The following is a 20,943-nucleotide window of genomic DNA, read 5'->3' as shown; positions in this document are numbered from 1 at the left end:
ATCCTGTCTGAACATGGGGAGACCACTCTCCAAGCCTAAGTACTCGTGCATGACCGATAGCGAACCAGTACCGTGAGGGAAAGGTGAAAAGCACCCCGACAAGGGGAGTGAAATAGAACCTGAAACTGGATGCCTACAAACAGTCGGAGCCCGCAAGGGTGACGGCGTACCTTTTGTATAATGGGTCAACGACTTAGTGTAACAAGCAAGCTTAAGCCGGTAGGTGTAGGCGAAGCGAAAGCGAGTCTGAATAGGGCGATATAGTTTGTTGCATTAGACCCGAAACCGAGTGATCTAGCCATGAGCAGGTTGAAGGTTGGGTAACACCAACTGGAGGACCGAACCCGCATCTGTTGCAATAGATTGGGATGACTTGTGGCTAGGGGTGAAAGGCCAATCAAACTCGGAAATAGCTGGTTCTCCGCGAAATCTATTTAGGTAGAGCGTCGAGCGAATACTCCCGGGGGTAGAGCACTGGATGGGCTATGGGGACTCACCGTCTTACTGATCCTAACCAAACTCCGAATACCGGGAAGTACTACTCGGCAGACACACGGCGGGTGCTAACGTCCGTCGTGAAAAGGGCAACAACCCTAACCTCCAGCTAAGGTCCCCAAGTCATGGCTAAGTGGGAAAGGATGTGAGGATCCCAAAACAACCAGGATGTTGGCTTAGAAGCAGCCATCATTTAAAGAAAGCGTAACAGCTCACTGGTCTAGTCAAGGGTCTTTGCGCCGAAAATGTAACGGGGCTAAAGCCATGCACCGAAGCTGAGGATTCCTCTTTGAGGAGTGGTAGCGGAGCGTTCCGTAAGCCTGTGAAGGGACAGCCGTGAGGCATCCTGGAGGTATCGGAAGTGCGAATGTTGACATGAGTAACGATAAAGAGGGTGAGAGACCCTCTCGCCGAAAGACCAAGGGTTCCTGCTTAAAGTTAATCTGAGCAGGGTTAGCCGGCCCCTAAGACGAGGCGGACACGCGTAGTCGATGGGAACCACGTTAATATTCGTGGGCCTGGTGGTAGTGACGGATTGCTTAACTTGTAAGGTCTTATTGGATTGATCTTGCAGGGACGCGGTTCCAGGAAATAGCTCCACCGTATAGACCGTACCCGAAACCGACACAGGTGGTCAGGTAGAGTATACCAAGGCGCTTGAGAGAACTATGTTGAAGGAACTCGGCAAATTGCACGCGTAACTTCGGAAGAAGCGTGACCCTTATGTGCGCAAGCATGTGAGGGTGGCACAGACCAGGGGGTAGCGACTGTTTACCAAAAACACAGGGCTCTGCGAAGTCGCAAGACGACGTATAGGGTCTGACGCCTGCCCGGTGCTGGAAGGTTAAGAGGAGGGGTGCAAGCTCTGAATCGAAGCCCCAGTAAACGGCTACCGTAACTATAACGGTCCTAAGGTAGCGAAATTCCTTGTCGGGTAAGTTCCGACCTGCACGAATGGCGTAACGACTTCCCGCTGTCTCCAACATAGACTCAGTGAAATTGAATTCCCCGTGAAGATGCGGGGTTCCTGCGGTCAGACGGAAAGACCCCGTGCACCTTTACTATAGCTTTACACTGGCATTCGTGTCGGCATGTGTAGGATAGGTGGTAGGCTTTGAAGCAGGGACGCCAGTTCTTGTGGAGCCATCCTTGAAATACCACCCTTATCGTCATGGATGTCTAACCGCGGTCCGTCATCCGGATCCGGGACAGTGTATGGTGGGTAGTTTGACTGGGGCGGTCGCCTCCGAAAGAGTAACGGAGGCGCGCGATGGTGGGCTCAGACCGGTCGGAAATCGGTCGTCGAGTGCAATGGCATAAGCCCGCCTGACTGCGAGACTGACAAGTCGAGCAGAGACGAAAGTCGGTCATAGTGATCCGGTGGTCCCGCGTGGAAGGGCCATCGCTCAACGGATAAAAGGTACGCCGGGGATAACAGGCTGATGACCCCCAAGAGTCCATATCGACGGGGTTGTTTGGCACCTCGATGTCGGCTCATCGCATCCTGGGGCTGGAGCAGGTCCCAAGGGTTTGGCTGTTCGCCAATTAAAGCGGTACGTGAGCTGGGTTCAGAACGTCGTGAGACAGTTCGGTCCCTATCTGCCGTGGGTGTAGGAATATTGACAGGATCTGTCCCTAGTACGAGAGGACCGGGATGGACATATCTCTGGTGGACCTGTTGTCCTGCCAAGGGCATAGCAGGGTAGCTATATATGGAAGGGATAACCGCTGAAGGCATCTAAGCGGGAAACCCACCTGAAAACGAGTGTTCCCTATCAGAGCCGTGGTAGACGACCACGTTGATAGGCCGGGTGTGGAAGTGCGGCAACGCATGAAGCTTACCGGTACTAATAGCTCGATTGGCTTGATCGTTCCCATTGCTCGTGTTCATCACACGATGCATCTGACGTGTTCAAAAAAAGACAAGAGACATGAAGGCTATTGCCTCCATCCTCTCTTCACCAGCTTCTCAAACGTTGCGCTTCGCTGACCTGGTGGTTATGGCGGGGTGGCTGCACCCGTTCCCTTTCCGAACACGGCCGTGAAACGCCCCTGCGCCCATGGTACTTCGTCTCAAGACGCGGGAGAGTAGGTCGCTGCCAGGTCTGCAAAACGCAACGCCGGATAAACCCATCTGGGTTTGTCCGATGATTTAAATCTTCTCGACACAAAAACGGCTAAGCCGTGTTACAATAGGCCGCTCAAAAGCGGCCTTTGTCGCTTCTAAAGGCATACAGTTATACGCCCGGCTCCGAAATAAGGTGCCACGGGAACACGGGACAAATCCTTCGGATTTGCCCGGATCACGCAAGCCGCAACGCGGCTTGCTCAAGCTCCGACGAACCCCAACGGTTCGCTCAGGGCGGACAAACCGCAACGCGGTTTGCTCGGATAGCGCGGGGTGGAGCAGCCCGGTAGCTCGTCAGGCTCATAACCTGAAGGCCGCAGGTTCAAATCCTGCCCCCGCAACCACGCTACAGCACGCCATAAGCACAAAAATTACGATCCGATGCGATGGATATCAATGGGTTCAAATCCGCTTCATACCCAGTAAAGGTCAACCTGCTAGCTTCGACTGGCCGTATAGACTCCAGCCGCCGCATTGAATGTATGGTAGAGGCGCTCGATGAAAAGTTGCCGCTTGCCATGGCTTCCCTTATCGTCGGAATTTGATACGAATCCTGGGATAAGGCTTCCTTAGTTCCGAGCTATCGTATCAATGCCCGAATCTCTCTCAACGCCAAATCGGCCACGCTCTACTGACAGCGCGTGGGATCGCGCGTCTTGTGGAGCTGCGCGACGCCGGCGTGGGTGTTACACGGATATCGCCGCATTCCCGATGCCTCATGCCGTTGTAGCCGCGAGCCGGGGCAAATGAGCGGCTTGGTGGTGTCTTGCCAATCACCACCATCTGATGAAGTCCCGAATGATCGGCTGTGCGATGAAGTCGTCGATGGTCTCGAGCGCTGGGTTTCGATGCTAGCAAGAGCGGGGACGCCTTTGAGGAGTTGGCGGACCGTTATTCGGACGGCCTGTTTTCGTTACGAGCAACGCGGCATCTCGCGTCGAGCTTGGGCGTCCAGGGTCACGAGGGTTGATGGCTTTGCCAATCCTACGGCTGTCCATATGTGAAGCTTGCCTGCCATTCCAACATGGTTGCAATCGCGCCCGCTTCAGGTGTTCGCGACCAAGACGATGAAGATTTTAGTTCTGATGGGGCTTGTACATCACTTTTCACATACGCCGTCCTGCCCGATCTCTTCATCCTTCAGGGCTTCCCGGCGCATATTCGTTCCGACAACGTCCTATATTCGGAATTCATCGCCAAGGCATTGAAGAGACGGATTGCGCTCGTCGGAGCAAAGACGGTCTACATCATGCCAGGCAATCCTTGGTAGAATGGTTATTGTGAAGGCTTCAATTCGAGCTCAGAGACGACCTTCGAGATTGTCGTCGAGCTCAGTCGGCCGGAGCTGTTGGAGAGGCAGGGTTCGCGATAAAGCCAATCCAAACCAATGCCAACAACAAGCGCTGATCTCTGGCGATCAACGGTCTGCTAAAAGTGCGATGCGTCGCCAACCTTTCTCAAGCGAGCGGAATCGACGAATTGGGTCTCAGCCAATTCAGCCAAACTAGCATCAATGCCAGAGCTGCGGATCAACTCCGCAAGCTGCATCGTCTGCGGCATCGGCTCAATCTTCAACTCCTGAAAAAGCAGGCTTTTGCACCGTGCGTAGTGGTGTATGGCTTCGGCGCGCTGACCGTTCATGACGAGCAGCAACATCATGCTCCGATGTACATTCTCCCTCAGCGAGTCATGACCAAGTATCCTCCGGCCATAGTCAAGAGCATCTTCATAACGTTTGTCGCGCGCTGCATTGTTCATCAAGTCTACAAGCGCACGCATATAGAGGCACTGCAACCGTTCACGTTCCAGCACGATCCAATCGTGGTCTTCCCCATCGAGAAATGGCCCACCATATTCGTCCACTGCTGATTGCAGCGCGAAACTGGTTGCCGCTGCATTGCCAACGGTCGCCAGTTCCCTGGATTTCCTTATCCGTTCCAAGAAGCTGTGAAGATCGACGGAGATGGATTCGCAGGATTCTAAAATCACCTCATCTGAGGTCGTAATAAGCTGACGTGCCACACGTGCACTCCCGCTCGTTTCGAGCAGCTTGCGCAAACGCCATATAGCTGTATTGAGGGCCGCGCGAGCATTGTCCGGCTCCAAATTCTCCCAGAACAAGTCCGCTAGCTTTTCGCGTCGATGAGCCCGGCCCGGAAATGTCAGAAGGTAGCAGGCCAGGCGCCGCCCACTCTGCCCGAGCTCATTTCTAATGCGAGTACCGTTTACCACAAAGGATATGCCACCCAGCATGATTACGTTGAGCATGGCTTTGGCCGCCTTCGTTGCTTGGATGATCCACTATTTAATGTTGATTGAAAGTCTGCTTCACCTGCAGGGAAGGGTTACCCGGCCGGCTCCTATACTTTGGCGCACAGGCCTTTGTACCTTACTGCTGCATTTTTTTCTACAGCGCGCAGTTATCATTTAGCTCGGTCACGTTGCAATCACCATCGCATCACCACTGCCGGTCACCTTGCCGGCAGCCGGCCAAAAATCAGCTCGATGGTGTTCGTCGCGCTTGAGCAGCCTTGAATAGACGCGACAGCTGGGGGCAGGCCTGCTTACTCATCGTCATTACCGGGCAACGATTGGGCGCCGAGCTGCTCTCGGATGATGTCGAAAGCGCTTTCGATATCATCGAAGGCGCTTTGCCTCATGATTGGCTGGGCGTGGGGATCTATGTGCCATACCCAACCACGCCAACGGGGAGGCGATACCTGCTCAATCCATGCGACAATCCTGAACAGATGGCGGTCGCCAATTTGCGCCTGGTCCTTGTTGGTACGTTCCTCAATCATGAGGCTATAGTGCCGCAATCCAACTGTGGAACTGTCACTCATTTCTCGTTGTGCAGTGAGTACAGACTATCCATCGAGACGCTGGCGGATCACGGGAATGTATCGCCCGCGCTGGATCGGGCGGACCAGTTGAAGCGCCAGTTGAAGCGAATGTGTCGTGATAGGCTTGCGCCGCTGCTTTTCCCGCGCTTCGGGGCCGTTGCCTGGTTGCGGGTTCAGGCACGTAAGAGGTTTTGTTCGCTCTGGCCTCGGTTGCATTCTGCGAGCCGATCCGGCCGGCCATCAAAGAGTTCGTGGTCCTGAAGGCGTTTCGACACGCGAAGTGAATGCTGTCTGCCCTTCTATCCCCGACCGGTGGCGTCGGCTCTTCGGCTCAGTGATCCATTAGGCGGATCAATCTTGAATGCGAAGACCTCCGGCCCAGTTCGGCGCATGGATCTGGTTGCCCACTGTCGTGATGGTGCGGTGAGGACGCAGTGATGATGCTGAGGCGGGCATCCCTCAACATCCGGTTCAGCTTCCGAATTTCCTGGAGATGCGATACCGAAGCGTCCGCGCTGCATCCAGCAATCTTCGGACAGATGAAACGAACGCTTGCCTCACAGGATTAGCGCAATGCTGTCGCATGCCCTGACGATCGTCATTAACGAGCTCGAGAAGCATCTGACCGATGCCTACGAGGCGGTCGCGCCTCAGGTTTGCCTTGCCAACATCGCCGAGGGTGTGGGCAACGGTGCAAACGCAGGGGGCGTGCCACGCGACGTTCTTGGCTTCTCAATGGTCAACCTTCGTGAAGAAAAGGCGCTGAAGAACGGCCCGCACTACGCCCGCAACGACACGGCCCTGCGCGTCGTCTATCAGAACCCTCCGATCTTTCTGAACTTCCACATCCTAGTCGTCGCCACGCATAGCAAGTACGAAAACGCATTGCTGATGCTTTCCCGTGCGATCCGGTTCTTCCAGTTCAACAACGTATTTGATCAGAATTCAGTCGCGCCGGATTCCCTCACGAAAAATCTAATCGGCAAACCGCTGGATCACCTGGAAGCCTTCAAGCTGATCTTCGATCTTTATTCACCCACGATGGAGGAGGTGAACCACCTCTGGGGGACACTCGGCGGCAAGCAGTATCCTTTCGCGCTGTACACGCTGCGGCTGCTTGAGCTGAAGTTCCAGGCGGTTCAGAGCGAAGCGGGGCTGATCACCGACGTCGTCACCGATTTCGGTCAGCGGAACGCGGTTCCCGGCCGATGACTGAGCGCGCCACGACCGCATATCGCCGTCTGTTCGAAGTGAGGCTGCTGCATCACTACTGGCTGGATGAGGGCGCCCGCATCTTTGACAATTTACCGGCGGTCGGCTGGCAAGCACGCCTTCTTGCCTACGACGTGCGCTCGTTCCTCGAAATCAGGCCGACGCAATCAACCGGCAACCTGTTGAGGGGCCTCGGCTGCATCTTCAGGCCGACTTCCCTCGGCTTCGTCGTCGCAGCGCCGAAGGCGGCGGCAATCGATCAGACAACCGCGTTGAGCTTCGCCGTGTCGGTGATCGACAGCGATTTCTTCGACTACACGGCCCTCACCCTCCTCCCCCGAAAGATCTATGAACTCTCCGATCCGACCGACAATACCCCGGACCGTGCGACATACCGGTTCAAGGAGAATGTCTCGGTTCTTTCCAACCTGACCGGGGCAATGAGGGGCAGTGGCGTCAATGCAACCCTGTTTCTTTCGCGAGAAACTCCGGCGCCGGACGCGACGGATCGGGTCGAAGCGCTGGTCAAGTCCGGCACGAAGCTGATGCAGCTCACCAGCGACAATCCCGGCGCCACCAAGCAACAGTTGGGCACGCTGACCGGTCTGCCGCTCTATGTAAACCAGGCGGACGCACCGCCGATCGTTGCGCCGGCCGGAATTAGCGGCGCGCCTGCCCGCGGCGTGGCGCTGTTGGATGACGTTCCGGACGACGTCTTTTTGCTCATCCGCCTCGGTGCCGTGCGCGCCGACAACGGCGCCTTCAGTTTCGTCGATGGCAACGGTGCACCGAAGGTCACACCGCCGGTCTATCAGGTGCGCTTCAAGAACCGCGCGACGTTCTGGAGCTATCGCAAAAAAAAGGACGACTCCATCACAGTCGAACCGGACGCGTTGCCGCTGACGCATTTCGGCAATGCGGGAACCAGGCAAAAGCCGTCCGGCACGGTCAGGGCCGAGCAGAGCGGCACAAAGATCACGCGGCTGGTCTCCGATATCTACGTCTAGGAATTCAACTCGTTTCGGTGAAAGGAAACCCCATGGCGATCGCTTACAAGACACCCGGTGTTTACATCGAGGAAATAGCGAAGTTTCCGCCGTCCGTGGCGCCCGTCGAGACGGCGATCCCGGCATTCATCGGCTACACGGAGAAGGCTATCGACGGCGTACTCGATCTGAAACTCAAGCCGACACGCATCTCGTCCCTGGTCGACTACGAAACCTATTTCGGTGGACCGCAGAAAGAAACCGCCATCACGGTCGCGGTCACCCAGACAAAGAGCGCGGGGCTGATCACTTTCCAGAAGGCGGTGGCCAGCCTAGGGGAAGGCGCGCGCTCCAAGCATATACTCTATTATAGCCTTCAGCTCTACTTCGCCAATGGTGGCGGACCTTGCTACATCATCTCAGTGGGCACCTATAAAGCCATGGCTTCAGCACCCGTCGAAGCGGAGTTGGCCGCAGGGCTAGCTGCCGTGGAGAAGGAGGACGAGCCTACACTGATCGTCATTCCGGAAGCGCAAAGTCTTTCGATCGGCGACTTCAAGACCCTCCAGGATGCCGCGCTGGCACAGTGTGCCGAATTGATGGACCGCTTCGTGATCATGGACGTCCACGGCGATGACCAATCCCTATCGAACCCGAACGCCAATCTCATCACGGCAATCAAGGAGTTCCGAGACAACGGCGTTGGCGCCAATAATCTGAAGTATGGCGCCGCCTACGCGCCTAACCTCGAGACCACGCTGAACTTCGATTTCGAAGAGGGTAGCATCGACGTCATAATCACGACTGACGGCGCCGCCGCCGCGGGGGTCAAGCTCAATACGCTGTCGGCGACCGACAATGCCGCCTATGAGTTGTCGAAGGCCGCCATTATCGATCTGCCCTGCAAGTTGCCGCCGTCTCCGGCGATGGCGGGCATCTATGCCGCTGTCGACAGCAGCCGCGGCGTCTGGAAGGCGCCCGCAAATGTCAGCGTCGCGACAGTCGTCAGGCCGGTCATCCAGTTCACCAATATCGAGCAGGATCAGATGAACGTCGATCCTGTCGGCGGTAAGTCGGTAAACGCGGTTCGTCCGTTCATCGGCCAGGGTACACTGGTCTGGGGCGCGCGCACGCTCGCCGGCAACGACAACGAGTGGCGCTACATCAATGTGCGCCGGCTTTTCATCTTCATCGAGGAATCGGTCAAGAAGTCGACGATGCAGTTCGTCTTCGAGAGCAACGATGCCAACACCTGGGTCAAGGTGCAGGGCATGATCGAGAACTTCCTCACGACGCTATGGCGGCAGGGCGCACTGCAGGGCGTGAAGCCCGAGCACGCCTTTTACGTTTCGGTCGGCCTCGGCAAGACCATGACCGCACTCGACATCCTCGAAGGCCGCATGATCGTCGAGATTGGTCTGGCGGCGGTTCGCCCGGCCGAATTCATCATCTTGCGGTTCTCGCACAAGCTGGCCGTGTCTTGACCGGCCCATAGGAGGTTCTGATGGCTCAAGAATATCCGCTGCCGCGATTTCACTTTCAGGTCGACTGGGGTGGGGCGAAGATCAGCTTCACCGAAGTCACTGGACTGGTGATAGAGCGCGAAAAGATCGAATACCGTCACAGCGACAGCAAGGACTTCAACAAGATCGCAATGCCGGGTCTTGTGAAGAACAACAATATCACTCTCAAGCGCGGCAAGTTCGAGGGAGATTTTGATTACAACACCTGGTTCGACGATGTCGCCAATGACCGGGTCGGCGGCCGCCGCGACGTGGTCATCCGCTTGCTCAACGAAAAGCACGACCCGGTTGCCGCATGGTCGGCGACACGCTGCTTCGCCGTGAAGGTCACGGCGCCGGACCTCAAGTCCGACGCCAACGAAATCGCGGTGGAGAGCATCGAGATTGCCCATGAGGGCCTGAAGCAGATGAAGGTGTAGATGTCATGCCCGGCTACTACCCACCATGGGGCTTCTATTACAAGGTTGAGTTTCTGCTTGGCTCCGGTCGGCCGCCCGCGGACGACGCCCGCTTTCAGACCGTGTCCGGCCTGTCGGTCGAATATGACTATGAGAGCTTCAAGGAGGGGGGCGAGAACCGCTTCGAGCACAAGCTGCCGGTTCGCACGAAATATGCTGACATGGTGTTGAAGCGCGGCATGCTGGTGAACTCGAGCGTCATCAAGTGGTTCCTGGCTGCCTTTCGCGACCGGGAGTTTTCGCCGGCTGACCTCAACGTGATCCTGATGAACGAGGCCGGCGATCCGCTGCGCGTCTGGAACGTCGCGCACGCCATACCGAAGAAGTGGCTGGTCAGTGATTTCAACGCCAACGAGAGCAGCGTGGTCGTCGAAACGATGGAGCTGACCTACCGCTACTTCAGCCTTCAGTAGTCCCTTGCTGCCGCCGTCATGGGTGGCGCGCTCCGTAGTGCAGAACAGCATCTGTTAGGGGGAGTCGATATGCCGGTAGAGATCAAGGAATTGCACATCCGCGTAGCGGTTGACGCGGGCCCCCCCCGCCAGCCGCAGGCCGCTTCGAGTCCGGGCGGTAGTGCAGCCGACAAGGACGCGATCGTTGCGGAATGCGTTGAGCAGGTGCTCCAGATCATGCAGTCGAAGCGAGATCGGTGATGGCTCAATCAGGCAAGCACGGCAAGATGCTTATCCTTGCCTTCTCGGATTCAAAGAAGGCCGAGAGCGGCGGCGTTGCCGAAGCCGACGAGGCGTTCGAGGCGCTTATCAATCCCGAAACCTACACCCTGGCCTATAAGCTGAAATTTGGCGAAGGCGGGCAGGGGCAGGGCACTAGCGGCAAGCAGCTCAAATACGAATATACCGAGCCCGCCGAAATGTCGTTCGAGTTCCTGTTCGACAATACCGGTGTCATTGACGGCGAGCCCCGCGAATCGGTTTCCGAGGATCTCCAGCGCTTCAAGGAAGTCGTCATCGACTACAAGGGCGATGCCCACGAACCGCGCCATTTCAAGCTGGTGTGGGGAGAGAATTCGATCTTCAAGGGCCGCGTGACGGCGGTCGATATCATTTACAAGCTGTTCAACAGCAGCGGCACGCCGATCCGCGCCCTCGCCAAGGTTACCTTCAAGAGCAGCATCGAGGAGGAGAAACGGGCCGCCAAGGAAGACAAGCAGTCGTCGGATCTCACCCATGTCCGTGTCGTCAAGCTGGGTGACACCCTGCCGCTGCTCTGCTTCCGGATTTATGGCGATTCCCGACGCTATCTTGAGGTGGCGGCAAAGAACGGCCTCGACAATTTCCGTACACTCAAACCCGGCACCACTCTCAGATTTCCGCCCATTGCCAAGCTCGGGACCGCGCCATGAATATCGCCACGACCATCCCGACGCCGAGCACGCCGGACGTCTGCACGATTGCCCTAGTGGTCGGCGGCAAGGAGATACCGAGCTGGTTTCACATCCTCTCGGTGACGGTCAATCGTGAGCTCAATCGCATCCCGTCCGCCTCGATTCAAATCGAAGACGGCGAAGCCGCCAAGGCAACCTTTGCGGCCAGCAACGCGGAGTATTTCCTGCCAGGCAAGGCGATCGAGATCCAGCTCGGCTACCGCGCACAGAACCAGACCGTGTTCAAGGGCACCATCATCAAGCAGCGCATCAAGGTACGGAAATCCGGCAACGTGCTCAGCGTCGAGTGCTTCGCCGACGTCGTGAAGGCAAGCTCGGGCCACAAGAGCCGATATTTCGTCGACAAGACGGACAGCGACATCATGGGGGAAGTCCTCGATGCGCATGGGCTCGCCAAGGACGTCGAGGCGACCTCCGCAACGCTCGGGCAGGTGGTGCAGTACGACGCCACCGACTGGGACTTTCTGCTCTGCCGTGCCGAGGCAAATGGTCAGGTGGTGATGGTCGAGGACGACAAGGTCAGGGTCGCCATTCCCGCCGCCGACGGATCGCCCGTGCTGCAGATCAGCTACGGCTCCACCGTGCTCGAACTCGATGCCGAGATCGACGCGCGCTGGCAAAGCAAGGGGATCAAGGCCAGTGCCTGGAGCGCCGCGGATCAGGCGCTGGTCGAAGCCGACGGCAACGAGCCTTCGACGCCGGCGGCCGGCAACATCGCGGCGGCCGATCTCGCCAAGGTGCTGGGCGACACTATCGACGAGATCAGGCATGGTGGGGCGATCGACCCGGCCCAGCTCCAGACCTGGGTCGATGCGCGGCTCCTGCGCATGCGTCTTGCGCGGCTGCGCGGCAGGGCGCGCTGCCAGGGCTTCGCCGACGTGCTCCCCGGCAAGATCGTCGAGATCACCGGTATCGGAGAACGATTCGAAGGCAAGCTCTACGTCTCCGGCGTGCGCCATAGCGTCTCTGCCGGCAACTGGGAAACCGACGTGCAGTTCGGGTTGAATCCCGAGCTGTTCGCCGAGACCCACAACCTGCGGCCCCTACCGGCGGCGGGCCTGCTGCCAAACGCTAGCGGACTGCAGATCGGCGTCGTCACGGCGCTTGAGAACGATCCAGAAGGCGAGGATCGTATCAAGTGCCGGCTGCCGCTGGTCGGCAGCAACGACGAAGGCATCTGGGCCCGCCTGGCAACGCTTGACGCCGGCGAGAAGCGCGGCACCTTCTTCCGGCCCGAGATCGACGACGAGGTGGTGGTCGGGTTCCTCAACGACGATCCCCGCGACCCCGTCATCCTCGGCATGTGCCACAGCAGCGCCAAAGCCGCTCCCGAGCCGGCAAAGGACACCAACCACCACAAGGGCTACGTCAGTCGCGAGAAGCTGAAGCTCACCTTCGACGACGACAAGAAGATCATCGCTCTCGAGACTCCGGCGGGCAACAGCTTCGCACTCTCCGAGGATGCCAGGGGCATCGTCCTCAAGGACCAGAACGGCAACAAGATCACCCTAGATGACAGCGGCATCACCATCGAGACCGACAAGGACCTGGTTCTCAAGGCCGGCAAGGACGTGAAGCTCTCGGGGATGAATACCGAATTCAGCGCCAAGAGCGCTTTCAAGGCGTCGGGCACGGCCACGGCCGAGATGTCCGGGGCTCAGACCAAGATTAGCGGCGACGCCATGACGGTGATCAAGGGCGGGATGGTGCAGATCAACTGAGGGCGGTCCCGGAGAGGACGCCCCATGGACAAGAAAGAGGAGGCGGACCATGTTCGCAGCACGCGTTAGCGACATCATCGTCAGTACCGCTACGGTCGGCGTTCCGATGCCGATCATTCCTCCCGGTGCGCCGACCGTGTTGATTGGCGGCCTGCCGGCTGCGCGGCTCGGCGACAGCTGCGGTGCCGACGCGGTCGTGATGAGTTCGATGACGGTGCTGATCGGCGGCTTGCCGGCGGCGCGCATCGGGGATGCGACTGCCGGTGGCGGTGCAGTCGTCGGGCCTGGTCCGTTCACCGTGATGATCGGCGGGTGAGGCGATGGACCGCGATTTCCTTGGCCGAGGCTGGTCGTTTCCTCCGGACTTCACGCGGGTTGCCGCAGGTGTTGCGATGCTTGAAGAGGAGGCCGACGTCGCCTCGAGCCTCGAAATACTGCTCAGCACCACACCCGGCGAACGCGTCCTGCAGCCGCTCTATGGATGCAATCTGAGCGAGCTTCTGTTCGAAACTCTCGACACCCGGATGAAGACCCTGATGGCCGACAAGGTGGAGTCGGCGATCCTCTACTACGAGTCGCGCGTGAAGCTCGAAAGCGTGCAACTCGACGACAGCCTCGAGCTGGAAGGGGTCGTGCGCATCGAGCTGGTCTATCGGATCAAGTCTACCAACTCGCGCTTCAACTTCGTCTACCCCTTCTACAAGAACGAGGGCACCGACATCAACCTCACGACAACCGTCAACCTCATTCCGGACAACGACTGATGTCGAACGATTGCGCACACAACATTGATCCACTGAAGCTCGTGCGCGAGGGCACCAGCCAGGATGGGCGCCAGTCAGGCGCGCTCGATCCCGCCTTCGCGCCGCTCAGCGGGCGATCGGTGTCGCATGACATCGTCTTTGCGCAAGGCTATGCCAACCTTCTTGACCCGCCGGGTTACTGGAGCGCGTTCTTCAGCAACGGCCTGTCGGCGACGCTCGCGGTCGCCGCCGTCGAGGACGTCGAGGAGTACAAGTCCAGCATCCGCTCCTGGTTCGCCTACCTTGACAACATGGACAACAAGGGCCGACAGGCCGCTTTGCGAAATCATCTGGGCTATCTCTACTCGACCATCGGCACTCTGGCGCAGGCGCTTGATGACCTCAAGGATCGCCTGCCAGTCGAAATCCCCCTCCGCTCGACCCTGCAAAACCTCATCCGTATGCAACTTGCGACGGCGTTCAACCGGCTGGTCGCCTACTACAAGGCCGGCCTGAACGAGAACCTCGTCAATGCGGAGGCGGCGCCGGATGTGACGATCCTGCGCCGGCCGGCAGTCAAGTTTGCCAAGGTTCTCGCTTCCGGCCTCTCGGCGGACTGGGGCGACATTGATCCCCCGGCGGATGCTTCGGTCTATGGCGATGCCTCCGGCACCGTGTTCGTGCGCATCAATCATTGTGCCACACACACCCTGTTCCGCTCGGTCTTCGACGAGTTCCTCAAGGTCCTCGCACGCGTCACTGCCGACGCCAGCCAGGCGCTCGCGCACTCGTTGACCGATTGGGACCAGCACGAGCCGCATTACGCCCTCTACCTGGCATTCCTGCAACTCCTCGAACACGCGCGGACAGCGGCCAACACGCTGACGCAGCGCCATCTCGATTTCTACTATCGCACTATCCTCGGGCTCAGGGAGAAGCCGGCCGAACCCAGCCATGTACATCTCCTCGCCGAACTCGCAAGGCACGTGCCGAGCCGCGAATTCCGGCCCGACGAAAACTTCCGCGCCGGCAAGGATTCGGCCGGCAAGGACGCGTTCTTCGCCAGTCTCGGCAGTCTCGTTGCCAATCAGGCCAGGGTCGAAGAACAGCGCACCGTCTATCTCCACCGCGGCGAGCCGGTCGGCTCGAGCAACGCGGCCGAGGGCCGTATCTTTGCCACGCCGGTCGCCAACTCCGACAATGGCCTTGGCGCACCGCTGACATCGGCAGATCAGTCTTGGCACCCGTTCTTCAACAAGAGCTATGCCGATGGTGCACTCGAGCAGATCCGGATGCCGAAGGCCGACATCGGCTTCGCCGTCGCCTCGCACTACCTTCTTGCGGCGGAGGGAACGCGCAGGCTCGAACTGAGCTTCGCGGTCGACAGCTACACTGGCGGCGCAGGCCTCGATTTGACCGGCGACATCCGCTGCTTCCTCACCACCGAGAAGGGCTGGCTGGAAAAACCTGCATCCAGCTTCGTCGCCGTTGCTGCCGACAGGCTTAAGCTGGAACTCACGCTTACCGGCGCCGATCCCGCTGTCGTGCCATTTTCCGCGGCCATTCACGGCGCCCCCAAGTTGCCCGGCTATACGTTCGCTACCAACCTGCCGATGCTGCTGGTCAAGCTTCGGCAGGACGACGAACGCGCCTTTGCCTACGGCATGCTCCGCGATGTGGTGGTCGGCGACGTGCAGCTGAAGGTCGTTGTCACCGGCCTCAAGTCGCTGGCAATCTCCAACGATTTCGGCCCGGTCGATCCGTCAAAGCCCTTCCAGCCCTTCGGCGCCCAGCCAGTGGCCGGCAATGGTTTCGTTGTCGGCTCCAAGGAGGTATTCCAGAAAAGTCTTGAGGCGGCATCAATCCACATCGACTGGTTGGCGCCCCCCAAGGTGTTTTCAAGGGAGGCGTACGAAAAGGGCCTCGATCCCAAACTGGTCGCGGTCCACCTCAATCCGGTGGCCATCACGGGCGAGTTCTTGAGTGACGGCCTGCCTCCAGTGCTCGCCACCTACCTGAGCGAGGCCCTGTGGATCACCCCGTCTACCGCCGTCGAGGTGAAGGAAAAGGATAAGTCCATCACCTTCACGCTCGGCGAAGACCTCGCCAAGCCTGTACTCGACGCGCCAGATTTCACCCCCAACGAGCACTACAGCACCCAGTCCCGTCATGGCTTCGTCCGCATCGTGCTGGAGCAAGGCTTCGGCATGGCCGAGTACCAGGCCGCGCTCATCGCGTACCTGAAGAATCCGAAAGGAGGCGTGTCGCCTGGCAACCCGCCTGTCGGCCCTATCGCCGGTGCCATCTCGATGGACTACACGGCTAGCTCCAGCCTGGCTCTCAACTCGACCAAGGGGGTATTCGAGGAGCGGAACGGCCGGTTCTTCCACCTCGCGCCCTTCGGCACCGCAGAGCAGCACCCGCAACTGAGCGGCGGGGTGGTACCGCACCTGTTGCCGCAGTTTTCCTTTGATCGCAGCAACACGGTGCTGCCTAGCCAGGCCGAGTTCTTCATCGGTATTTCCGGCCTCGTGCCGCCGCAGAATCTGTCGCTGTTGTTCCAGGTTGTCGACGGCACGGCCAACCCGCTCGCGCCAAAGCCTGCTCCACACATCGACTGGTCTTATCTTCGCAACAACCGGTGGGTGGGATTGAGCGATGCCGACGTCAGCGATGGTACTGATGAGCTGCTGGATTCCGGCATTGTCGCGCTTGCCATGCCGCGGGACGCCACCAGCGAAAACACCCTCATGCCATCCGGCTTGCACTGGATCCGTGCTGCCGTGCACGAACGCGCCGACGCCGTCTGCATGCTGCGTCTCGTTGCTGCGCAGGCGCTTGAGGCGGTCTTTGCCGATCGCGCCAATGCTCCGGATTTCGCGGCCACGCCGCTGCCGCCAGGCACCGTTACCAAGCTCGAAAAGCCCGACACCCGGGTCAAGGGCATCCGCCAGCCATACCCCTCGTTCGGCGGTCGCGGTGGCGAACTGCCGCAGGCATTCTACACCCGAATCAGCGAACGCCTGCGCCACAAGGATCGTGCCCTCGCCCTGTGGGACTACGAGCACCTGATCCTCCAGGCATTCCCGCAGGTCTTCAAGGCCAGGTGCCTCAACCACACCCAGTACGAGCCCAACGAGGCCGGCACCGGCATCTATCGTGAGCTGGCGCCTGGCCACGTCACCATCGTCACGGTTCCAAACCTGCAAGCCCAGCAGCAGCGTGATCCGCTGAAGCCCTACACCAGCCTCGGCGTGCTGCAGGAGATTGAGGCCTTCCTCAACAGGCGCACCAGCTGCTTTGCGCGGTTGCATGTCAGGAATCCGGAGTTCGAGGAGGTACGTGTCGGCTTCGGCCTCAGGCTGCACGATGGCCATGACGAAACCTATTACCGGCAACAGCTGCGGCAGGCGATCACGCGCTTCCTCTCGCCCTGGGCCTTTGCCGGTGGCGGTGCGCCGACCTTCGGCGGCAAGGTCTACAAATCGGTGCTGATCGACTTTGTCGAAGAGCAGCCCTATGTCGACTACATCTCCGACTTCCAGTTGTTCCACGATATCGGCGGGCACCGCGGCACCGTCGATCTGGACGAGGTCGAGGGGTCAAGGGCCATTTCGATCCTCGTCTCGGCGCCGGCGAGCAAGCACGACATCTCCATCATCAGTGCCGACCGCGACAGGCAACTCCTCGAAGATTGCGGGTGCGAGGCATGAACGCCCAGTCACCGACATTGACCAAGGAACCCGCACTGGCTCCCGCGCAGGACTTCGATGCGCTGCGCCGCGAAGGCGTCGGTTACATCGCCAGTGCCGGCAGCGCCCACTGGACCGACTACAATATCCACGATCCCGGCATCACCATCCTCGAGTCGTTGTGCTACGCCATCACCGATATCGGCTACCGGATCGACTGGGATATCGCAGACCTCCTCACACGCAGCGACACCGCCAGCCCGGCGGATCCCTATCCCAACCAGCCGTTCTTCACCGCCCGCGATATCCTCACCGTTAACCCGACCACTCCGGACGATTTCCGCCGCCTGTTGATCGATCGGCCCAAGGTCCGCAATGCCTGGCTGACCTGCAAGGCTTGCGCCTGCGAGGCGAGCTACTTCGCCTGGTGCGAGAACGACGAGCTCAAGCTCTCCTTCAGCGCGCCCGCCGATGTCACCCCGGCGCCGCGGGAAGCTTGGGCACGAGGGCTCTACGAGACGCTCCTCGAACTCGAGGACGATCCCGAGCTCGGTGACCTGAACGATCGGATGATCGTTTCCAACACAGTGCATCGCGAGGCAGATCAGCGCCCACACCCGGTCGCCATGGAACTGCGCTTCCCCGACATGTCGCTGCTCGGCGGCGAACCGTGGCGGCGCTTCGTCAACGGCGATGAGAGTTTCACGGTGACTCTGACCTGGCTGAGCGCCACCAAGACCTACAATCTCCTCACTGACGCCACCAAGAACGACGACCAGCGCAGCGCCTATATCCGCGAGCATTGGCGCGGCATCTTCTTCCTCAGCTTCCGGATTGATATTCCGAGCCCCGATCCGGCGGATCCGGCGCTTGCGACCTCGATCGTCATTGACCACGCTGCGCTGCGGGTCTTCGCCGACACGACGGTCAGGTCCGCTGCAAAACTCGCCGGCTGGAAGACCTTGTTCGGCGACAATACGGACCAGGGTTTCATTGCGCGCTATCGCAAGAAAGCTAAGGCGGCAGGCGATGCGGTGGCGGACGCCCGCAGGGTCCTCCAGTCGCACCGCAATCTCGACGAAGACTATTGCAGCATTTCCGCCGTCGGCATCGAGGAAGTTGCGGTGTGCGCCGACATCGAGGTTGAGCCCGATGCCGACATCGAGCGCGTGCAGGCCGAAATCTGGTTCGAGATCGAGCAATATTTCGGCCCACCCATCCGCTTCCGCACCCTGCAGGAGCAGCGCGACGCCGGCGTTGCGATCGAGGATATCTTCAACGGTCCGGCGCTTGAGAACGGCTTTATAGATGCTGCCGACCTTGACGCTGCGGCGCTGAAGACCACGCTGCGCGGCTCCGACATCATCAACCGGCTGATGGAGATTCCCGGGTTGGTCGCGGTCAACCAGCTGCGACTGACCAAGTACGATTCCGAGGGCAATGCCGTCAAGGGCGCGGCCGATCCCAGCTGGGTCGAGGGCCAGCCGGTGTTCGATCCAAACAAGCTGAGCGCGACCTGGCTGCTGTTCGTCGCGAGCCGCCACCAGCCGCGCCTCTACCATAACCAGTCACGCTTCCTGTTCTACAAGAATGGTCTGCCCTTGCGGCCCCGGCTGGATGAAGCGATGGACACGCTGCTCCAGCTGCGTGGCGACGCCGAGCGGCCGAAGAATCCGAGCACGGCCAAGAACCTCGTGATCCCGAAGGGGACGCCGCGTGCCGCCGAAGACTATACGCCGATGCAGTACAGCCTGCCGGCGACGTATGGCGTCAGTCCCGCCGGCCTGTCGTCCAGGGCGCCACCGGCGCGTGTCGCGCAGGCAAACGATCTCAAGTCCTATCTGATGGTCTTCGAGCAACTGCTGGGCAATTCGGTGACGCAGCTGGCACACGGCGCCGACCTGTTTTCGCTCGATCCGGGCGTCAAGCATACCTATTTCGTCAAGGATTTCGGTTCGCCCGGCAGTGAGATTGCCGGCATGACGCCACCCTCGGCGGCGGCCGTCCAGCCGCTGCTGGAGACCCTTCCCGAGTATCATGAGCGGCGCAACCGCTTCCTCGATCATCTGCTTGCCCGCTTCGGCGAGCAGTTCAGCGAGTACGCCCTGCTGCTCACAAACGCGTCCGGCAAGCCGGTGGCGCAGGCCCGGCTGATCGAGGACAAGATCGGCTTCCTGACGCGCTATCCGGCGATCAGCCGCGATCGCGCCCGCGCCTTCGACTATACCAAGGCACCGCTGTCGCCGGAGAACTACCCCGGTCTCAAGGAACGCATCAGCCTGCTGCTGGGCTTCCCCGGGCTAACCTTCGTACTGACCGTCGGTGCCCTCTCGGCAGCCGGCTATCCGGTCGATTTCGAGCTCGTCGACCGCAACAAGCGGCTGTGGTTCAAGGGGCAGGTCACCGTCGCCGCGGCCGATGAGACCGCTGCCAGGCAGGCCGCCTACCGCGCGCTCATCGAGCTCATGATCCGCCCCCAGGCCTACGTCATCTCTGCGCCGCCGGCCCCCATAGCCCTGGCGCTGCACGATGCCACGTCGGTCGAACTTGGCCGGCATCCGAACGAGTTCGACACGCCTGCCGCGGCCGAGGTCATTCGCGGCGAGTTGCTGGCATGGAGTGCGAACCAACGGCTGATTGTGGTGGAGCACCTGCTGCTGCGCCCCAAGTTCATCGGTGATGCGCTCTACCCTGCCTGCTGCGACGACGGCTGTGCGACTTGCGGTAACGAGGATTCCTATTCGTTCCGGCTGACCGTCGTCATGCCCGGCTGGACCCGGCAGTACACCAGTAATCTCGACCTGCGCCGTTTCGCCGATCGCACCATCCGGCAGGAGACGCCTTCACACCTTCTGCCCAAGATCTGCTGGGTTGGTAGTGACGGCTTCGTCGAGGACCCCTGCGACGAGATCGTCATCGACCTCGCTGACCTCCTGGTTTCCGAGGGGCAGATAGCGGACGGCATGTCGCCCAGCCACGAAGAGGCCTGCGCCGCCGCCACTGCGATCTACCACGCCTTCAGCACGATCTTCGTCGACTGGTACGACGACAGGAAGTTCGTATTCCTCGATGCCGCGGCGCTCAACCTCATGATTGGCGCGCTGTTCCAGACAGGGCCCGCACCCGATGCCATCGCCTCGCCCATCATCCTCGCCCCGCTGTGGGAAAAGGTAAGGACGCTGATGACGGCGCACTTTGTCGAGATTGCTCTCAACGGCTGGCAGTTCGAGCGCTTCGAATGGGCTTGGTCCCAGTGGCTGGAGGCCAACGCAAAGATCGACTGGACCGACGAGCGTCTGGTCGAGCGCGTCGAGGCCATGCTCGCGGCCGGTCTCACCAGTCCCCAGCCTACCGCGACGACGACCTGCAAGGAGGCCCGGACCATTGTGACCGCCTACGGGACAGCATTCCATGAGTGGATGAAATTCAGCATTGCCTCCGGCACTACCTTCGACACGCTCGGCACCTTTACGCCACCCGGCCCCGATCTCCCGACGGGCATGACCTTCAGGAGCGGCACGGCCGAGGCCATCGAGGAACTGCTTAACAGTCGCTACAGCGCCTACCGCGACGTCTCCTACTGGCTCTGGGCTGTCGTCACGCTCCTCGGCCGCCTGCGCAACATCTATCCCGGCGCCACGCTGCACGATTGCGACGACGGCAGCGACGGCAACCCGGTTCGTCTCGATAACACCGCCCTGGGAAACTACACGCGTCGGACGACGCTCTGAAACCTG

15 protein-coding genes, 1 tRNA gene and 2 rRNA genes (1 of these 18 cut by a window edge) are annotated in these 20,943 nt (G+C 59.9%); 16 read left to right on the top strand and 2 right to left on the bottom strand.

All coding sequences use genetic code 11. The features are described from left to right. The 4 genes from N2601_RS14520 to N2601_RS34235 all read left to right on the top strand — a co-directional run. A 23S ribosomal RNA gene (locus tag N2601_RS14520) occupies nt 1–2,367 on the top strand (it extends 526 nt beyond the left edge of the window). Nucleotides 2,368–2,485: 118 nt separating this feature from the next. Continuing rightward, nucleotides 2,486–2,600 (top strand): 5S ribosomal RNA (rrf, locus tag N2601_RS14515). Nucleotides 2,601–2,890: 290 nt separating this feature from the next. Further along, nucleotides 2,891–2,967, top strand: a tRNA-Met gene (locus N2601_RS14510). Nucleotides 2,968–3,623: 656 nt separating this feature from the next. Continuing rightward, nucleotides 3,624–3,893, top strand: coding sequence for a hypothetical protein (locus tag N2601_RS34235; RefSeq protein WP_158704498.1), 270 nt, complete (start codon nt 3,624–3,626; stop codon nt 3,891–3,893). A gap of 158 nt (nt 3,894–4,051) precedes the next feature. Here N2601_RS34235 and N2601_RS14500 read toward each other — a convergent pair whose 3' ends face one another. Then, nucleotides 4,052–4,891, bottom strand: coding sequence for an AfsR/SARP family transcriptional regulator (locus tag N2601_RS14500; RefSeq protein ID WP_104824467.1), 840 nt, complete (start codon nt 4,889–4,891; stop codon nt 4,052–4,054). Nucleotides 4,892–5,187: 296 nt separating this feature from the next. Next, nucleotides 5,188–5,466 (bottom strand): hypothetical protein, encoded by a 279-nt coding sequence (locus N2601_RS14495; RefSeq protein WP_104824466.1) that lies wholly within the window; start codon nt 5,464–5,466, stop codon nt 5,188–5,190. A 573-nt stretch (nt 5,467–6,039) separates the two neighbouring features. On the opposite strand from N2601_RS14495, the gene N2601_RS14490 reads away from it, so the two are divergent. The 12 genes from N2601_RS14490 to N2601_RS14440 are packed head-to-tail and all read left to right on the top strand — an operon-like array spanning nt 6,040 to nt 20,937. Next, entirely contained in the window at nt 6,040–6,678 is a 639-nt protein-coding gene (locus N2601_RS14490) for a DUF4255 domain-containing protein (RefSeq protein ID WP_104824465.1), read from the top strand. Further along, on the top strand, nt 6,675–7,685 hold the full coding sequence (locus N2601_RS14485) for a hypothetical protein (RefSeq protein WP_104824464.1): 1,011 nt from the start codon (nt 6,675–6,677) through the stop codon (nt 7,683–7,685). The genes N2601_RS14490 and N2601_RS14485 overlap by 4 nt, the downstream gene beginning before the upstream one ends. A 32-nt stretch (nt 7,686–7,717) precedes the next feature. Next, a complete protein-coding gene (locus N2601_RS14480) occupies nt 7,718–9,148 on the top strand; it encodes a phage tail sheath family protein (protein WP_104824463.1) in 1,431 nt (476 codons plus the stop codon). 20 nt (nt 9,149–9,168) lie between these two features. Continuing rightward, entirely contained in the window at nt 9,169–9,606 is a 438-nt protein-coding gene (locus tag N2601_RS14475) for a phage tail protein (protein ID WP_104824462.1), read from the top strand. Between the two features lie 5 nt (nt 9,607–9,611). Beyond that, nucleotides 9,612–10,058, top strand: coding sequence for a phage tail protein (locus N2601_RS14470; protein WP_104824461.1), 447 nt, complete (start codon nt 9,612–9,614; stop codon nt 10,056–10,058). A gap of 18 nt (nt 10,059–10,076) precedes the next feature. Beyond that, the gene (locus N2601_RS34230) at nt 10,077–10,298 is read left to right on the top strand and encodes a DUF5908 family protein (RefSeq protein WP_445944963.1); all 222 of its coding nucleotides are present in this window, start codon (nt 10,077–10,079) and stop codon (nt 10,296–10,298) included. Further along, on the top strand, nt 10,298–11,008 hold the full coding sequence (locus tag N2601_RS14465) for a LysM peptidoglycan-binding domain-containing protein (RefSeq protein WP_104824460.1): 711 nt from the start codon (nt 10,298–10,300) through the stop codon (nt 11,006–11,008). Before N2601_RS34230 ends, N2601_RS14465 begins: the two co-directional genes overlap by 1 nt. After that, nucleotides 11,005–12,771 (top strand): type VI secretion system tip protein VgrG, encoded by a 1,767-nt coding sequence (vgrG, locus tag N2601_RS14460; RefSeq protein WP_104824459.1) that lies wholly within the window; start codon nt 11,005–11,007, stop codon nt 12,769–12,771. Before N2601_RS14465 ends, vgrG begins: the two co-directional genes overlap by 4 nt. 49 nt (nt 12,772–12,820) lie before the next feature. Beyond that, nucleotides 12,821–13,087, top strand: coding sequence for a PAAR domain-containing protein (locus N2601_RS14455; RefSeq protein ID WP_104824458.1), 267 nt, complete (start codon nt 12,821–12,823; stop codon nt 13,085–13,087). A gap of 4 nt (nt 13,088–13,091) precedes the next feature. Then, entirely contained in the window at nt 13,092–13,535 is a 444-nt protein-coding gene (locus N2601_RS14450; protein ID WP_104824457.1) for a GPW/gp25 family protein, read from the top strand. Continuing rightward, a complete protein-coding gene (locus tag N2601_RS14445; protein WP_260303168.1) occupies nt 13,535–17,227 on the top strand; it encodes a hypothetical protein in 3,693 nt (1,230 codons plus the stop codon). The genes N2601_RS14450 and N2601_RS14445 overlap by 1 nt, the downstream gene beginning before the upstream one ends. Then, the gene (locus N2601_RS14440; RefSeq protein WP_104824456.1) at nt 17,224–20,937 is read left to right on the top strand and encodes a hypothetical protein; all 3,714 of its coding nucleotides are present in this window, start codon (nt 17,224–17,226) and stop codon (nt 20,935–20,937) included. The genes N2601_RS14445 and N2601_RS14440 overlap by 4 nt, the downstream gene beginning before the upstream one ends. The last annotated feature ends 6 nt before the right edge of the window (nt 20,938–20,943 follow it).

The organism is Rhizobium sp. CB3060 (assembly GCF_025200735.1).
Lineage (GTDB): Bacteria > Pseudomonadota > Alphaproteobacteria > Rhizobiales > Rhizobiaceae > Rhizobium.
This window is presented reverse-complemented; position numbering and strand designations above follow the sequence as displayed.

What these genes read in the sequence shown, in the direction of transcription:
- N2601_RS14470 (WP_104824461.1), top strand. Translation starts at nt 9,612, where the DNA reads ATGCCCGGCTACTACCCACCATGGGGCTTCTATTACAAGGTTGAGTTT.
- N2601_RS14495 (WP_104824466.1), bottom strand. Translation starts at nt 5,466, where the DNA reads ATGAGTGACAGTTCCACAGTTGGATTGCGGCACTATAGCCTCATGATT.
- N2601_RS14465 (WP_104824460.1), top strand. Translation starts at nt 10,298, where the DNA reads ATGGCTCAATCAGGCAAGCACGGCAAGATGCTTATCCTTGCCTTCTCG.
- N2601_RS14455 (WP_104824458.1), top strand. Translation starts at nt 12,821, where the DNA reads ATGTTCGCAGCACGCGTTAGCGACATCATCGTCAGTACCGCTACGGTC.
- N2601_RS14480 (WP_104824463.1), top strand. Translation starts at nt 7,718, where the DNA reads ATGGCGATCGCTTACAAGACACCCGGTGTTTACATCGAGGAAATAGCG.
- N2601_RS14500 (WP_104824467.1), bottom strand. Translation starts at nt 4,891, where the DNA reads ATGCTCAACGTAATCATGCTGGGTGGCATATCCTTTGTGGTAAACGGT.
- N2601_RS34230 (WP_445944963.1), top strand. Translation starts at nt 10,077, where the DNA reads ATGGGTGGCGCGCTCCGTAGTGCAGAACAGCATCTGTTAGGGGGAGTC.
- N2601_RS14490 (WP_104824465.1), top strand. Translation starts at nt 6,040, where the DNA reads ATGCTGTCGCATGCCCTGACGATCGTCATTAACGAGCTCGAGAAGCAT.
- N2601_RS14440 (WP_104824456.1), top strand. Translation starts at nt 17,224, where the DNA reads ATGAACGCCCAGTCACCGACATTGACCAAGGAACCCGCACTGGCTCCC.
- vgrG (WP_104824459.1), top strand. Translation starts at nt 11,005, where the DNA reads ATGAATATCGCCACGACCATCCCGACGCCGAGCACGCCGGACGTCTGC.
- N2601_RS14445 (WP_260303168.1), top strand. Translation starts at nt 13,535, where the DNA reads ATGTCGAACGATTGCGCACACAACATTGATCCACTGAAGCTCGTGCGC.
- N2601_RS14485 (WP_104824464.1), top strand. Translation starts at nt 6,675, where the DNA reads ATGACTGAGCGCGCCACGACCGCATATCGCCGTCTGTTCGAAGTGAGG.
- N2601_RS14475 (WP_104824462.1), top strand. Translation starts at nt 9,169, where the DNA reads ATGGCTCAAGAATATCCGCTGCCGCGATTTCACTTTCAGGTCGACTGG.
- N2601_RS14450 (WP_104824457.1), top strand. Translation starts at nt 13,092, where the DNA reads ATGGACCGCGATTTCCTTGGCCGAGGCTGGTCGTTTCCTCCGGACTTC.